Genomic DNA, 14,885 nt, shown 5'->3' on the forward strand with positions numbered 1-14,885 from the left:
GTCAAAGGAGAAGCGAGAATGGGTTTACTGGACGGACAGATTGCCATCATCACAGGGGCTGCAAGCCCGCGCGGATTGGGCAAGGCCACGGCAAAGCTTTTCGTGAAGCATGGCGCAAAAGTGGCAATCTTGGATTTGGACGAGGGCCAAGCCGAAGAAGCCGCCGCTGATTTGGGCGCAGGCCATATCGGGCTTGCCTGCGATGTGACGCGCAAAGAGGATTGCGACCGTGCGGTCGCTGTGATCCTCGAGGCCTATGGCCAGATTGATATTTTGGTCAATAATGCGGGCATTACACAGCCATTGAAGATCATGGAAATTCGCCATGAAAACTATGATGCCGTGTTGGATGTGAACCTGCTTGGCACGCTGAATATGAGTCAGGCTGTAATCCCGCATATGCGTGAGCGCCAAAGTGGCAAGCTTGTGAATATGTCATCGGTATCGGCGCAGCGGGGCGGCGGTATTTTTGGCGGGCCGCATTATTCGGCGGCCAAGGCGGGTGTTTTGGGCCTGACCAAGGCAATGGCACGGGAATTGGCGCCTGATGGCATCCGTGCCAATGCGATTTGCCCAGGATTTATCGCCACCGACATTACGGCGGGCAAGCTGACCCCTGAGATGAAGGTGCAGATCCTTGCGGGTATCCCGATGGGGCGCGCGGGCGAAGCCTCGGACGTGGCAGGTTGCGCGTTGTTCTTGGCATCTGATCTTTCGGCCTATGTCACGGGTTCTGAGGTCGATGTGAATGGCGGATCGTTGATCCACTAAACCTAATGCTGCTCTGCCGCCCGCTCGAGGTCGAATTCTATACGGGTTTGACGCAATCCGTGGCGGGCGCAGGCAGCGGTGATTTCAGTTTCGAAATCCTTGGTCTGCGATTTTAACCACGCAAGAAATTCTTGCACAGCGCGCCGCTTGATATAGCGGCTCGGGCAGATCGCCCAATAGGATGTAAAGCGCAAAACGGGAATTTGCGGCAGAACTGGCACAAGCCGCCCCTCGGCGATTTCAGGCATAGCTAAGGACATGCTGTCGAGCACCACCCCCACCCCATCAACGGCCAGTTGCAGCGCCATAGAGGAGCGATCCATCAAAATCGGCATATGCCGTTCGGGCAGGGTGATGGCATTGTGGTTCAGCCAATAGTCCCACTGGCACAAGGCCCGTGGCGTGCCAATGAGACGTGCCGCGGCAAGGGTGGCGGCGGCATCGCCGCTTTGTGGGAGCTCTTTTAGGTAGTCGGGGCTGCACAGGGGAACCACGCAATCGTCAAACACCGCTTCGCTGTGATAGCCCGGCCAATTCCCCGTGCCATAGCGTAGATCCAGTTCCATCATCTCGCGGTCAAAATCGGTGGGGTCGGGGGCCGCATCAATGTGAAGATCCCAATCAGGATGGCGCGCGATGAAATCAGACAGGCGGGGGCCCAACCACCGCACCCCAAAACTGGGGGTTACGCGCATATTCAGCTGATAAGTTTCGCGCCCGCGTTTGAAATGACGGCTTGTGTCGCGCAGCATGCGAAGCGCCACGGAGGCCGATTGAAACAGTTGCTCGCCTTCCAGCGTCAGGCTCAACATACGCCCCTGACGACGGAACAGCTTTACGCCCAGATTTTGTTCAAGAAGTTTGATTTGTTGGCTGACCGCTGAGGGCGATACTGACATCTCTTCGGCGGCGCGGCTGATCGTGCCCCGCCGTGCCACGGTTTCGAAATACAGAAAGCCGTTAAGGTTGGGCGTGCGCGACATGGGGACAAACTCTGGCCGAACATAAAAAACCAAGGCGGGCGAACCCCGCCTTGGGAAACTTAGATGGCCTTAGCTTGCAGCTTCGGCTGTTTGTTTTTGTGCGCCGAGACCCTTCACTTCGATCTCCATCATATCACCTGGCTTGAGGAACCGTTGCGGTTTCATCCCCATACCTACGCCCGAAGGTGTGCCTGTCGCGATGATATCGCCCGGAACCAGTTTCATGAATTGGCTCATGTAAGAGATGATTTTCGCGACACCAAAAATCATATCATCGGTGTTCGAATCCTGCACAACTTCGCCATTCAGCGACAAGGTTAGCCCCAGTTTTTGTGGATCGCCAACCTCATCTGCGGTGACCAGATAGGGGCCTGTAGGGCCAAAGGTTGGGGCAGATTTGCCTTTGATCCACTGACCACCTTTTTCGATTTGGAACTCGCGCTCTGAGACATCGTTAATGGTGCAATAGCCCGCCACATAAGAGAGCGCATCCGCCTCGCTGACATAAAGCGCCTCGCGGCCGATCACCACGCCAAGCTCGACCTCCCAATCGGCTTTGACCGAATTGCGTGGAATGACCACAGGGTCAAACGGGCCAGACAAGGATGAGGTCGCTTTGGAGAAAATGATGGGCTCCTTTGGGGGCTCTGCGCCTGTCTCGGCGGCGTGTTTGGCGTAGTTTAAGCCAATGCAATAGAAATTAGGCACAGAGGCAAGGCAGGCCCCAATCCGACCAGGATTGGCAACAACGGGTAGCGTTGAGATGTCGATTTTGCGGATTGCGTCCAAAGCCTCAAGTGACACGGCTGCGCCTGCGAAATCGGCGACATGGCCCGACAGGTCGCGCACTTGGCCTTCTGCATCTAGAATAGCTGGCTTTTCCTGACCCTGGGGGCCGTAGCGCAGTAATTTCATCTATTATTCTCCTACTCTTGATTTGATCTTGCTATGTACCCTTCCGGGCATTTTGGTTTGTAATCTGTTGACGAATATCTTCGGCTAATTGCGACAGATGCGCTCCCACTGCGCTGCAAGCGGCCCGTTTGTCTCTCATTTTTAACCCTTCTAGGATAGAGTTATGTTGACTGACGACACGATCTCGGTTGCGACGTTCCCGCGCGGCTAAATAGCGTGCGTGCCATAGCCGTTGCTGAAAGGCTTGATGTGTCTTTGCTAGTGCCGAGTTGTGCGACGCTTTGGCGATAGCTGTATGAAACGACATGTCAATCTCAAACATGTCGAGGGGGTCGAACTGGTAGAAATTCGCATCCATATTTTCAACAATTTGCTGCATGTCCTCGAGATCTTTCTCGGTCGCGTTTTCGCACGCTAGTTCAACGGAAAGATTTTCCAAAGCAATAAGGACTGCAGCCTGCTCTGTTGCGGATGTTATATTCAGCTCTGCAACTACTGGACTCCTGCTTGGCCGAAGCTCAATGAGCCCTTCCTTGGATAGCATACGGATCGCCTCGCGCATCGGCGTACGACTCACACCCATCACGATGGCTGTGTCTCGTTCTTTGATTGGATCGCCAGGTTTGATGTCACCTCTAAGGATGCATCTTCTGAGCTTTAGAGCCGTTTGGTCGGCCAAATTTTGCGATGAAAACTCTGACATAGAAATTTCACAATCGACAACAAACCAATAAACAACGTTTGAAATAATTGAGATGAAAAATTTTGGTATACCAAAAGTGGTTGATTGTCGATAGCGCTTTGGCTACCGTCGATTCTAGATGGTGCGCCATCGAATTTTAAAAGCTGCAGTACAGCAGCAAAATACTCAGCGGCTAAAGCCGCAAAGGGAGGAACGATGAAAATTAAATCGCTTTTAGTAACGGCTGCAGCGGGCGCTATGGTCGCTGGCGCAGCGGCAGCGGACCCGGTTAATCTCCGGATCCAAACTCACCACGCAGCAGAGACGCCGCTTGGTCGTCATATTACACAGTGGGCTGACGACGTAAATGTGATGTCTGGCGGAGACATTACCGTAGAGATGTTCTTCTCTTCATCTGTTGTGGGTTCTGTTGAAACTTGGGACGCTGCGGTTAACGGCATTCTGGATTGCGACGCAACCGGCGCCGCTTACCAAACTGGTAAAAACCCTGCCTTCCAATTCTTGGGCGATATCATGGGTGGTTATGACACTCCATGGCAGCAGTATTCTTGGCTTTACCAGGGCGGTGGATACGATGATGCCCAGGAGCTGTACAATTCATACAACATGCAGCTCATCGGATGGTCGCTGTTTGGCCAAGAATCGATGTCTTCTTCCCGTCCAATCGCTGGACCAGCAGATCTTGAAGGTTGGAAGTTCCGCTCGCCTCCTGGAATGGAGACCGAGATTTTTGAGAAGCTTGGTGCATCGCCAATCGTGATGGATTTCACTGACATCTTTACCGCTCTTGAGACGGGTGTTATCGACGGCGCCGACGCTTCTGCACTTGCTAACAACGTAGCAATGGGTCTTTACGACATCGTAGGACATGCGTCGTTCCCTGGCTTCCACTCAATGCCATCTGACCACCTCGCCTGTAATAAGGACGTCTGGGATGGTTTGACTGAGCAGCAGCAACGCATCATGGAAGTCGCATGGCAGAAGCTTTCTCTGCAGCTGACCCTCTACATGGACGTTGCAAACGCCGAAGCGGCGGCTCAGCTGACAGCGGATGGTATCGTGCTTCACGACTGGTCGGCAGAAGATCGTGCGATGTTCCGCTCGATGGCTCAAGAAGCTTGGGCTGACTGGGCAACACGTTCGCCTGAGGCAGCTGCGCTGGTAGACAGCCATGTTGAGTACATGACCGTTCTGGGTCTGATCAACTAATGCTCAATGGCCGCAATTAGCGGTTAGCTTGGGGCTGGCGAACTACCAGGTTCGCCAGCCCCTTCCAGCAGGGTTAAACCAACAAGTGATTGGGGCAAATTATGCAGACTAATAGTCTTTGGTTGGGGAAGATGCGCCAACCAGTAAAAATGCTAGCGATTGCATCTGGCTGTATTACGGGCGTCATCTACTTGTATCTCTTGTCCACCCATTTGTGGGCAGAGGAAGGTATGGGCCTGTATGAGATGATCCGGCCTGAAGGGCGGCCAATTGTACCGGTTACTTGGGTATCAGTTGCCTTTACCTTAATCATGACCTCGCTTTATTTTTCTGACACCAAAGGTGCGATTGAACCCGTGCCCGACGGCTTTTTTGACAAACTAACTTTGGTGACGTCCAGGCTTACCATGATCGCGATTGCTGTAATTGTGATGGTAATGTTCTACGAGGTGGTTGCGCGGTATGTATTTTCAGCGCCAACTTTGTGGGCCAACGAGATGTCGCTTTGGATTGCTGCTTTCGTGTTCTTGTTCGCTGGTCAGTACGCCATGCAGCAACGAAGCCATATTCGGATCTACGTTATCTACGATATGATGCCGCGCTGGGCGCAAAAAACTGCTGACGTTATTTCTGTTGTTTTAATCGTTTTCTTTGCCTTTGCGCTTGTCTGGGGTGGCTACAACGATGCGGCAGCACGTTGGGCCCGTATGGAGGTTTTCGGAACGTTTTGGGATCCACCCATCCCAGGCACGTTGAAGGCTTCACTTCTGGCCATCATCAGCTTGGTCGCTGTGCAAGCTGTGTCCAACCTCTTCTCAGATTGGAACAAGGCTCCTGAGCACCTTGCCCACGATGACATTGATGAAACGGAAATCGAAAATATCCGTAAGACTTTGGAGCAGTAAACATGGAATTTTTGGAATTATTTTCGTGGATCAAGACTGGTGACATCGGCACAATTAGTCTTGTTCTGCTCCTTTCAATGTTTGCCTTGTTGGCGATTGGTATGCCGCTTGGGTTTGCATCAGCTGCGTTGGCAGTTCTTGTTCTGGGTATGAAGTTTGGCCCGGAATTGATCTTCAGAGATTTTGGCTCTGGCCCATTGGCCGTTCTCAGTCAGGCAATTTATCGCCAGATGACAAACTATGTTCTGATTTCGGTTCCTCTCTTTATCTTCATGGCGGCACTACTAGAGCGCTGTGGTATCGCCCGAGACATGTACAGTTCTCTGAACGTTTGGTTGAGCCGAACTCGGGGTGGTATTGCAGTAGTTACCGCGATTATGGCGGTCATTATGGCTGCCATGTCCGGCATTATTGGTGGTGAGGTTGTACTTCTGGGCCTCATCGCTTTGCCTCAAATGCTGCGTCTTGGATATAATCAAAATCTGGCAATCGGAACCATCTGTGCGTCTGGCTCGTTGGGTACAATGATCCCGCCATCTATCGTTTTGATCTTCTATGGCTTGGTGACTGAAACTTCGATCAAGGCTTTGTTCACAGCATCCTTCCTACCTGGCTTCATGTTGGCGACGTTTTTCATTCTTTATATCTTGATCCGCACCAACCTAAACCCGTCACTTGCTCCTCTACCGGAGCCTGATCCTTCGATGCCTAGTGGGTCCGAAAAGGGTATGTTGTTCCTTGGCTTTATCGCTAAGTTCGCCATGTGGGTGACGGGTGTCCTGTTCATCCGAGCGGTGTTTTTCACGCTCACTGGTGATAATAAAATCGTAGAAGGTATTGATCCAATTCCGTTGGGGATGGTTGCTGATATTCCCTACATTGTTGGAGCCTTTGCTCTGGCTACAGCGACCGTCTTTTTGTTGGTTGGAAAAGAACGCACCGAACGTGGTTGGGAGATGGGCAAAGGCTTGATTGCCCCTACGATCGTGATTGGTGTTGTTCTGGGTTCCATCTATATGGGTATTACTGGGATCACAGAGGCTGCTGGGATGGGCGTGATAGCAGTGTTTGTGCTTGGGTTAGTCCGTCGCGAAATGACCTTCGAGATTGTGTGGGACAGCCTTATGAGGACTTTGAAGTCTACCGGTACAATTATTTGGGTCACTATCGGTGCCGCAGCTTTGGCAGCATCATACACGCTAGCTGGGGGACCAACTTACGTGGCTAACTTGATCGTTGCCTCGGAGTTGCCGACAATGGGCGTTATCTTGATGATGATGCTCATCTTCCTCATCATGGGCATGTTTATGGACTGGATTGGCATTGTGCTTCTGGTCATGCCAGTGTTTTTGCCCATTGTGACAAGGCTTCCGATTGAGGAGATAGGACTAATAGGCCAGCTCGAGCCTCGCTATGTCGCAATTTGGTTTGGTGTGGTGTTCTGTATGAACATGCAGGTAAGCTTCCTGTCGCCACCATTCGGACCAGCGGCGTTTTACCTAAAATCGGTTGCGCCGCCGCATATCACATTGACGGCCATTTTTAGAGGTTTCCTGCCCTTTATTCTTCTGCAGCTTTGCGCTTTGGGTGTATTGCTTATTTGGCCTAACATGGTGACGTTATTCCTTTAGGATAGGTCAATAACTGATCAAAATTGGAGCGCGCGTAATTGTGAAATAAATTGCGCGCGTTCTTTTATGGACGTTAAGTTTAGTGGTGTGTGCATATGAAGACAGTAAGACTTTCCCAATCTGATAATGTTGTTACTGCCCTAGAAACTCTTAAAATTGGCGATGAAGGTGCGGTGCAGGAAATTCCTCAAGGTCACAAAGTTGCTTCAGAGGATATTCCGGCGGGTTCAGCAATTATCAAATATTCGCAAACCATTGGTTACGCTGGTTGCAACATACCGAAGGGTTCGCATGTCCACACGCACAACTTGGAATTCCGTAACGTAGATACCGAGTATGAATATTCGACTAATCTGCGTCCTGTCCTTGCTGCAGATCAGACAGATTATTTTATGGGGTATCGACGTGCCACGGGTCGCGTTGGTACCCGTAATTATATTGCAGTGTTAACCAGCGTTAACTGCTCTGCAACTGCGGCTCGCTTAATCGCCGAACATTTTACCTCTGAACGTCTCGCAGCGTATCCGAATGTAGACGGGGTGGTTGCATTCGTCCATGGAACTGGCTGTGCAATGGGTGGAGACGGCACTGGCTTTGAGCTGCTGCAGCGAACTCTTTGGGGATATGCACGAAACCCAAATGTTGGTGGAGTTCTTATGGCCGGTTTAGGCTGTGAGATGATGCAAATTGATTGGCTGATCGAAGCCTATGGTTTGAAGCCTGGCCCATTGTTTCAGACAATGAATATTCAAGATATCGGTGGACTTCGCCGGACAGTCGAATGGGGTATCGAAAAAATTAACGCCATGCTGCCTTTGGTAAATGAAGCCCAGCGTGAGAAATGTCCCGCATCTGAGTTAATGGTTGCCCTTCAATGCGGCGGATCAGATGCATGGTCTGGAATTACCGCTAACCCAGCAGTTGGATATGCATGTGATCTATTAGTTGCGCAGGGAGGCACGGGAGTTTTGGCCGAAACTCCTGAAATTTATGGGGCCGAACACCTTTTGACGGCCCGTGCGGTAGATCGCAAAGTTGGCGATAAGCTGATTGAATTAATTAAATGGTGGGAAACTTATACATCGCGCAATGGGGGGTCGATGGATAACAATCCTTCTCCCGGAAATAAGAAGGGCGGTTTGACCACAATTTTGGAAAAATCCTTGGGCGCAGCGGCCAAGGGCGGGACCACTCCGCTTACCGGTGTTTATAAATACGCTGAGCCGGTCACAGCCAAGGGGTTCACTTTCATGGATAGCCCCGGATATGACCCGGCAAGTGTTACGGGACAAATTGCAAGTGGTTGTAACCTAGTTGTCTTCACGACAGGGCGCGGTTCGGCTTTTGGCTCTAAGCCTTCACCGACTTTAAAGGTAGCAACAAACACTGAGATGTATAACCGACTTATTGAAGACATGGATGTGAATGCCGGTCGTATTCTCACCGATGGCGCATCTGTCGAGCAAGTAGGACGTGAAATCTATGATGCTTGGTTACGTATGGCGTCTGGTGAGAAATCAAAATCTGAGACGCAGGGGTTGGGTGATTTTGAATTTGTACCATGGCAAGTTGGCGCGGTGATGTAAGGTAGGATTATGAAAAAACCTCTCCCAATTTGTGTTATCGGAGCAGGATTAATTGGAGCGCGCCATGTAGAAGTGGCGCAAAAGTCTGATTTTGTTGATCTTGTTGCTGTTGTAGAGGCGGATGAAGCCCGGCGGATTAAACTTACAGAAAGCGGCCTGTCTGCTGTGGCTACCTTGGATGACTTGCCCAAAAATGTTAGGGCTGCTGTCATTGCGACACCGACTCCAGCTCACTACGAGAACTCTATGTCGGCTTTGGATAAAGGGCTCGGAGTGCTTCTTGAAAAGCCCGTGGCGGCAACACTCGGTGAGGCTCTTGCAGTTGTTGATGCTTTCGAAAAAGCTGGCATCCCGCTGGTTGTTGGGCATCATCGGCGCTGCCATCCTTTCACGGTTTCGGCGCGTGAAGAGCTTTCAAGTCTCGGTGATTTGGTTGGTGTTCAAGGTTTTTGGTCGCTACGCAAAAATGACAGCTATTTCGACCCACTTTGGCGCCGTAAGCCAGGTGCGGGTCCTCTTATGATAAATTTGATCCACGAAATCGATTTACTAAACTTTTTAATTGGTGAAATCAGTGAGGTAACAGCACTGACTTCATCTGCTCGCCGCAAGTTAGAAATCGAAGACACCGCTTCATTGGCGTTGAGATTTGAAAATGGAGCTTTAGGATCTTTTTTAATCTCTGATGCTGGGGCTTCGCCTTGGAGTTTTGAGGCGGGAACGTTCGAAAATCCAAATATTGCAGGGACAGGTCAGGACTATATTAAGATCTCTGGTACAAGAGCTTCGATGGAGTTTCCGTCACGAAAGATTTGGAGGGCCAATTACTCCGGTGAAGTTGAATGGGGACGGGGTCTGTCTCAATTTGAAGCGCCTGCTTATAATTCTATTGATCCGATCCTTGCTCAGATGGAGCGGTTCGCTGCGGTTATAGATGGTGCACATGATGATGTCCTGTGCACTGGATCCCAAGGTATTCTGGCGATGGAAATGACGCTTGCTGCTGCCTTGTCGGCAAAGCTCGGAAAGCCTGTATCTCGTGGCGAGGTTCCCCAAGATTTCCGTGGTATTTGAAAAGATAAAAGGTAGAGCATATGGCTGAACACATTGGATTTATTGGACTGGGTCTTATGGGGCGAGCGATGGCTTCCCGCCTCTTGGCAGCGGGTCATCCTGTAACGGTTTTGGGGCACAAAGATCGTAGTGGGATCGAGGAAGTCGCTGCAAAAGGCGCGGTTGAAGCGCTAGACGCTGCAAGTCTAACAGCGTCGGTCGATATTGTGATGCTTTGCATGGGTACATCGGCACAGGTGGAAGCGCGAATTTTTGGCGAGGCCGGTGTGCTTGCGGGCGCAAAGCCAAATCAAATTGTGATTGATTTTGGCACCTCGCTGCCGGCGTCCACGCTAAAGATCGGAGTGGCGTTGGCTGAGAAAGGCGCGATTTATCTTGATGCACCTTTAGGGCGCACCCCTGCCCACGCCTATGATGGCAAATTAAATATTATGTGTGCCGGCGATGAAGATGCTTACACACGCGTGAAGCCGGTTCTGGACGTCTTGGGTGAAAATGTTTTCCATTTAGGCAAGCTTGGGAATGGTCACACAATTAAGTTGATCAACAATTACTTTGCCATGACTACGGCGATTTCTATGGCAGAGGCTTTTGCTCTCGCCGATGAGGCGAAAATCGCGCGTCAATCTCTTTATGAGGTGATGGCGGCAGGACCAAACCATTCAGGCATGATGCAATTTGTTCGAAATTACGCCACCGAAGGGCAGATCGATCTGGCGTTCTCAGCACAAAATGCGGCTAAAGATGTCGGCTATTATCGACAAATGGCCCAAGATTTGGGCCTTAATAGCCGTATGTCAGGCGCAGCTAACGCCACGCTTGCCGAAATTGTTGAAAGTGGCGCAGGGGGTTTAATGGTCCCACAGATTGTGGACTGGATGGTTGAAAATTTGGGAAGGAAATCATCATGAGATTACAAGGTAAGCGCGTATTTGTAACTGCTGCTGGGCAGGGGATTGGGCGGGCCAGTGCTATTGCGCTTTCGCGTGAAGGCGCACACGTTATTGCCACGGATTTACATGATAAATTTCTGTCTGACTTGAATGTCGCGGAAGCCTTTGCCCTTGATGTTCTTGATAAGGCTGCTCTGGTTGCTGCAGTGACTAAAGCACAGCCAGACGTTTTGGTGAATTGCTCTGGGATTGTGCATTCTGGTACGATTGAGCAAGCAACCGATGAAGATTTTGACTTGGCGATGAACCTGAACGTGCGGGCCCATTTTCACGCAATCCAAGCCGCTGTTCCTGGGATGTTGGAGCGTGGTCAGGGAGCCATTGTGAACATTGCATCAGTATGTTCATCTCTCCGCGGTCTTCCCAACCGCTTTATTTATGGGACATCTAAAGGCGCAACTATTGCCCTAACCAAACAGGTTGCCGCCGATTATATTACGCGCGGTATTCGCGCGAATTGTATTGCACCTGGCACTGTAGATACACCAAGTTTACAGGTCCGTTTGCATGCAACAGGTGATTACGATCAGGCGATGAAAGATTTTGTTGCGCGACAGCCAATGGGAAGACTTGGTACCGCGGATGAAATCGCAGAGCTTGTGGTGTATCTTTCCTCCGACGAAACGAAGTACATGACCGGTCAATGCGTCGCCATTGATGGTGGCATGACGATGTAATTCATAAACATGAACGTCCCGGAGCCCAGAGAGCATCGAGTTTTGGCTGGCGTGCTTGCCATGACCCTAGCGGTGATATTTTTCACTGGCATTGATACGTCTGCAAAATGGTTGAGTATAGTTGGCATTCCTATTTTGCAGATTGTCTTTATTCGGTACGCAGGACACTTTCTGATTTCACTAGTAATTTATGTGCCGCGTGAAGGATTTGAGGTGTTTCATTCCAACGCGCCAAAGCGTCAAATATTGCGCTCTTGTGCTCTTTTCATGGGTACTGTTTTGAACTTTCAAGCTCTAAAATTTCTTCCCATTACCGTGACTACTACGATTTCTTTTGCTGGACCCATTGTAATAACCTTAATGGCTATCCCAATTCTTGGTGAAAAAGTGGGTTTGCGTCGTATTATTGCAGTGTGCGTTGGTTTTCTCGGGGTTCTTCTGGTGATTCAGCCTTGGGGGCAATCGTTTCATCCAGCAATGCTTCTAAGCTTATGCACGTTATTGATGGCTTCGACATATTTCATCATGACCCGGCTGTTAGCCGGTGTAGAGACCAATGCAACACAACAGGTATGGTCCAGCGGAATTGCTACAATAGTGCTAGCGCCATTTGCTTTAAATGTTTGGGTATGGCCAAATAACGGCGTTGACTGGGCCGTCCTAGGCATAATTGGTTTCTGCGGTGCTATGGGCCATATTGCGGTTACCACTGCCCATCGTTGGGCTGACGCATCAATTCTAGCTCCACTTATCTACACACAGGTTTTTTGGGCTGCGTTGGTAGGTGTGGTAATTTTCAACACATATCCAACGGTTTGGACTTTAGCCGGGGCTGCAGTTATCATCGCTTCTGGTCTCTATATTTGGCGAAGAGAACGTGACAAAAAAGTGCAGGCCAATCGCGTTGGATAAGTCTTCTTTTGGGGTGATTATGTCAAAAGAGAAAAAAGTCGGCTTCAGTAAGGGACTTACCAATTACGGTGACCAAGATTTCTCATTGTATTTGAGGAACTCATTTGCGGCTTCAATGGGATACTCAAAAGAGGTTTTGAAAAAGCCTATTGTTGGAATAGCCAATAGTTATTCTGGATTTAACAATTGCCATCGGCATTTCCCTGAATTGCTTGAGGCGGTTAAGCGGGGCGTTCTTCTAGGAGGGGGACTGCCCATTGAGTTTCCGACCATATCGCTTGGCGAGGTTTTTCTTAATCCAACTAGTCTCAAATTTAGAAATTTGATGTCGATGGACGTCGAGGAAATGATAAGAGCTCAGCCAATGGATGCCGTTGTGTTGATGGGGGGCTGCGACAAAACTGTGCCGGCTCAATTAATGGGTGCGGCTTCAGCAAATTTACCGGCAGTTCAGCTGGTTGGTGGTCCAATGATGACTTCCCGCTATGGTGAAGAAAGGCTAGGAGCTTGCACCGATTGTCGCAGGTTTTGGGCTAAGTTCAGGTCTGGTGATGTCTCAAAAGACCAAATCGATGATATTGAAGGTCGGCTAGCCACTACTGCAGGCAGTTGTGCAGTTATGGGCACTGCCTCAACAATGGCTTGTGTTGCTGAAACTCTAGGAATGACCATTCCTGGTACGGCCGCTATACCCGCGGTGCATGCGGATCGCCTTAGAGCGGCTGAAGCGTCTGGTTTGGCCGCGGCGCGGATGGTTGAAAAACCCATACTTCCTAGTGAAATCATAACTGAAAAATCCGTTGAAAACGCAATCAGGGTTTTGCTCGCGCTAAGCGGCTCAACTAATGCCATAGTGCACCTAACTGCCGTTGCTGGTCGGCTAGGGATAAACGTTTCTTTAGAGCGATTGAACGAGCTATCGGATACGACACCAGTCCTCGTTAATCTAAAGCCTATGGGCTCACATTACATGGAAGATTTTTTCTTCGCGGGTGGGATGGGAGCTGTACTTCGCGAATTACGTCCCCTGCTACACTTGGATACAATTAGTGTGACCGGTGAAACGCTTGGCGATCGATTGGAGACAGATGACGGCTACATAGATACGAGGGTTATAGCACGTGCACAGGAGCCGTTAGAGCCAGAAGGAGGGTTGATTGCTCTTTTTGGAAATTTGGCTCCAAATGGTGCAATATTTAAGCGGGCTGCGGCCGACAAAAATCTCTTTGAAGCAGAGGGCCGTGCCGTTGTTTTTTCCTCTCTCGAAGATTTAGCTGCAAGAGTTGATGATCCAGATTTAGATATTTCTAGCGATGACTTTATGGTTCTACAAAATGCAGGGCCAAAAAGTGACTCTGGGATGCCTGAAGCGGGGTATTTACCTATTCCTAAAAAGCTCAGCAAATTGGGTGTGAAAGATATGGTGCGGATATCTGATGCCCGAATGTCTGGAACTGCTTTCGGTACTATTGTGCTTCATGTGTCTCCTGAAGCAGCCATAGGAGGTCCGCTATCACTCGTGCGAAATGGAGATCGCATTCGCATTTCTGTTTCTAACAAGCGTATTGATTTGTTGGTCGATGAAAAGGAATTAGATAAGCGTCGGTCAGAATGGGTATCTGATCTCGAAGAGCCTGAGAATTTGCGTGGATATAATAAGCTCTATGCTACCGAAGTCACACAGGCAGAACAGGGTTGTGATTTCCAATTTCTTAAGCCGGTAAAACGATAGCGGAAAAAGAGTGACTTCGCGCTTACAGCGGTAGGTGGCGAGTGGAAGGGCGGTTCTCCCTTCCACTAATAATTTAGCCACGTCCAATATATGGCATATTCGTAGCCATGACTGTCATAAACTGGACATTGGCCTCCAAAGGAAGATTTGCCATATGAAGCACGGATGTTGCGACATTAGACACATCCATGACCGGCTCTACTTCGATACTTCCATCAGCTTGCGGTACACCTTTTGTCATTTTTCTGGCCATGTCGGTAAGTGCGTTGCCGATGTCAACTTGCCCGCAAGCAATGTTAAATGGACGTCCGTCAAGGCTGATTGAGCGAGTAAGACCGGTAATCGCGTGTTTTGAAGCTGTATACGGCGCAGAGCCCCAACGTGGTACATAGGCAGAGACAGATCCATTGTTGATAATGCGGCCGCCTTGTGGCGATTGATGTCGCATGATCCTAAAAGCGGCGCGGGCCACAATGAAGCTGCCTGTAACGTTGATATCAATAAGATTACGCCAGTCGTCCACTGAAAGTTCGTCGATTGGCGCGCCTCCGAGGCTCACGCCGGCATTGTTGAATACGGCGTCCAATCGCCCCCATGCCTCGTAGGCAGTGTTAAACGCACTTTCCACTTGGGTTTCGTCAGTGACATCACATGGTAAAATAAGTGTATTTTTATTTTTTGCCGCGGTTTCTTCCAAAGCGGCGGATCTGCGGCCGATTAAGCCGACTTGCCATCCATTGGCGAGGAAATGTTGCGCTGTGGCGCGTCCGACACCGCCGCCGCCGCCTGTAATGATAATAGTTTTGGACATATTAGGCCTCCTTGTTCGATTGA

The 14,885-nt window shown here is 50.1% G+C and carries 14 protein-coding genes; 10 read left to right on the forward strand and 4 right to left on the reverse strand.

The window, feature by feature from the left end; all coding sequences use genetic code 11:
- Window positions 1–18 precede the first annotated feature (18 nt).
- Window positions 19–771, forward strand: coding sequence for an SDR family NAD(P)-dependent oxidoreductase (locus AAC632_RS06715; protein WP_340297416.1), 753 nt, complete (start codon window positions 19–21; stop codon window positions 769–771).
- A gap of 2 nt (window positions 772–773) precedes the next feature.
- Here AAC632_RS06715 and AAC632_RS06720 read toward each other — a convergent pair whose 3' ends face one another.
- The 3 genes from AAC632_RS06720 to AAC632_RS06730 all read right to left on the reverse strand — a co-directional run bounded on the left by AAC632_RS06720 (window position 774) and on the right by AAC632_RS06730 (window position 3,372).
- Window positions 774–1,754, reverse strand: coding sequence for a LysR substrate-binding domain-containing protein (locus tag AAC632_RS06720; RefSeq protein WP_317656144.1), 981 nt, complete (start codon window positions 1,752–1,754; stop codon window positions 774–776).
- A 69-nt stretch (window positions 1,755–1,823) separates the two neighbouring features.
- Window positions 1,824–2,669 (reverse strand): fumarylacetoacetate hydrolase family protein, encoded by an 846-nt coding sequence (locus tag AAC632_RS06725; protein ID WP_340297414.1) that lies wholly within the window; start codon window positions 2,667–2,669, stop codon window positions 1,824–1,826.
- A 31-nt stretch (window positions 2,670–2,700) separates the two neighbouring features.
- Window positions 2,701–3,372: a GntR family transcriptional regulator gene (locus AAC632_RS06730; RefSeq protein WP_340261243.1), complete on the reverse strand. Its 672-nt coding sequence runs from the start codon at window positions 3,370–3,372 to the stop codon at window positions 2,701–2,703.
- Window positions 3,373–3,567: 195 nt separating this feature from the next.
- On the opposite strand from AAC632_RS06730, the gene AAC632_RS06735 reads away from it, so the two are divergent.
- The 9 genes from AAC632_RS06735 to AAC632_RS06775 all read left to right on the forward strand — a co-directional run bounded on the left by AAC632_RS06735 (window position 3,568) and on the right by AAC632_RS06775 (window position 14,051).
- A complete protein-coding gene (locus AAC632_RS06735) occupies window positions 3,568–4,581 on the forward strand; it encodes a TRAP transporter substrate-binding protein (RefSeq protein ID WP_340297412.1) in 1,014 nt (337 codons plus the stop codon).
- Window positions 4,582–4,682: 101 nt separating this feature from the next.
- On the forward strand, window positions 4,683–5,486 hold the full coding sequence (locus tag AAC632_RS06740) for a TRAP transporter small permease subunit (protein ID WP_340252258.1): 804 nt from the start codon (window positions 4,683–4,685) through the stop codon (window positions 5,484–5,486).
- Window positions 5,487–5,488: 2 nt separating this feature from the next.
- Window positions 5,489–7,117 (forward strand): TRAP transporter large permease, encoded by a 1,629-nt coding sequence (locus AAC632_RS06745; RefSeq protein ID WP_340297410.1) that lies wholly within the window; start codon window positions 5,489–5,491, stop codon window positions 7,115–7,117.
- Window positions 7,118–7,212: 95 nt separating this feature from the next.
- Window positions 7,213–8,703, forward strand: a complete 1,491-nt coding sequence (locus AAC632_RS06750; protein WP_340297409.1) for a UxaA family hydrolase — start codon at window positions 7,213–7,215, stop codon at window positions 8,701–8,703.
- A 9-nt stretch (window positions 8,704–8,712) separates the two neighbouring features.
- A complete protein-coding gene (locus AAC632_RS06755; RefSeq protein ID WP_340261238.1) occupies window positions 8,713–9,777 on the forward strand; it encodes a Gfo/Idh/MocA family protein in 1,065 nt (354 codons plus the stop codon).
- Between the two features lie 20 nt (window positions 9,778–9,797).
- On the forward strand, window positions 9,798–10,688 hold the full coding sequence (locus tag AAC632_RS06760; protein WP_340261237.1) for an NAD(P)-dependent oxidoreductase: 891 nt from the start codon (window positions 9,798–9,800) through the stop codon (window positions 10,686–10,688).
- The gene (locus AAC632_RS06765) at window positions 10,685–11,407 is read left to right on the forward strand and encodes an SDR family oxidoreductase (protein WP_340297407.1); all 723 of its coding nucleotides are present in this window, start codon (window positions 10,685–10,687) and stop codon (window positions 11,405–11,407) included. Before AAC632_RS06760 ends, AAC632_RS06765 begins: the two co-directional genes overlap by 4 nt.
- Window positions 11,408–11,416: 9 nt before the next feature.
- A complete protein-coding gene (locus AAC632_RS06770) occupies window positions 11,417–12,319 on the forward strand; it encodes a DMT family transporter (protein WP_340261234.1) in 903 nt (300 codons plus the stop codon).
- 19 nt (window positions 12,320–12,338) lie between these two features.
- Window positions 12,339–14,051, forward strand: coding sequence for a dihydroxy-acid dehydratase (locus tag AAC632_RS06775; RefSeq protein ID WP_340261232.1), 1,713 nt, complete (start codon window positions 12,339–12,341; stop codon window positions 14,049–14,051).
- A 73-nt stretch (window positions 14,052–14,124) separates the two neighbouring features.
- On the opposite strand, the gene AAC632_RS06780 is transcribed toward AAC632_RS06775, so the two are convergent.
- Window positions 14,125–14,862 (reverse strand): SDR family oxidoreductase, encoded by a 738-nt coding sequence (locus AAC632_RS06780; protein WP_340252240.1) that lies wholly within the window; start codon window positions 14,860–14,862, stop codon window positions 14,125–14,127.
- Between the last annotated feature and the right edge of the window lie 23 nt (window positions 14,863–14,885).

The sequence above is a fragment of the Roseobacter sp. HKCC-CH-9351 genome, assembly GCF_037830295.1.
Lineage (GTDB): Bacteria > Pseudomonadota > Alphaproteobacteria > Rhodobacterales > Rhodobacteraceae > M30B80.

Excerpts from the sequence above, each read along its gene's own strand:
- AAC632_RS06715 (WP_340297416.1), top strand. The coding sequence starts at position 19 with ATGGGTTTACTGGACGGACAGATTGCCATCATCACAGGGGCTGCAAGC.
- AAC632_RS06720 (WP_317656144.1), bottom strand. The coding sequence starts at position 1,754 with ATGTCGCGCACGCCCAACCTTAACGGCTTTCTGTATTTCGAAACCGTG.
- AAC632_RS06725 (WP_340297414.1), bottom strand. The coding sequence starts at position 2,669 with ATGAAATTACTGCGCTACGGCCCCCAGGGTCAGGAAAAGCCAGCTATT.
- AAC632_RS06730 (WP_340261243.1), bottom strand. The coding sequence starts at position 3,372 with ATGTCAGAGTTTTCATCGCAAAATTTGGCCGACCAAACGGCTCTAAAG.
- AAC632_RS06735 (WP_340297412.1), top strand. The coding sequence starts at position 3,568 with ATGAAAATTAAATCGCTTTTAGTAACGGCTGCAGCGGGCGCTATGGTC.
- AAC632_RS06740 (WP_340252258.1), top strand. The coding sequence starts at position 4,683 with ATGCAGACTAATAGTCTTTGGTTGGGGAAGATGCGCCAACCAGTAAAA.
- AAC632_RS06745 (WP_340297410.1), top strand. The coding sequence starts at position 5,489 with ATGGAATTTTTGGAATTATTTTCGTGGATCAAGACTGGTGACATCGGC.
- AAC632_RS06750 (WP_340297409.1), top strand. The coding sequence starts at position 7,213 with ATGAAGACAGTAAGACTTTCCCAATCTGATAATGTTGTTACTGCCCTA.
- AAC632_RS06755 (WP_340261238.1), top strand. The coding sequence starts at position 8,713 with ATGAAAAAACCTCTCCCAATTTGTGTTATCGGAGCAGGATTAATTGGA.
- AAC632_RS06760 (WP_340261237.1), top strand. The coding sequence starts at position 9,798 with ATGGCTGAACACATTGGATTTATTGGACTGGGTCTTATGGGGCGAGCG.
- AAC632_RS06765 (WP_340297407.1), top strand. The coding sequence starts at position 10,685 with ATGAGATTACAAGGTAAGCGCGTATTTGTAACTGCTGCTGGGCAGGGG.
- AAC632_RS06770 (WP_340261234.1), top strand. The coding sequence starts at position 11,417 with ATGAACGTCCCGGAGCCCAGAGAGCATCGAGTTTTGGCTGGCGTGCTT.
- AAC632_RS06775 (WP_340261232.1), top strand. The coding sequence starts at position 12,339 with ATGTCAAAAGAGAAAAAAGTCGGCTTCAGTAAGGGACTTACCAATTAC.
- AAC632_RS06780 (WP_340252240.1), bottom strand. The coding sequence starts at position 14,862 with ATGTCCAAAACTATTATCATTACAGGCGGCGGCGGCGGTGTCGGACGC.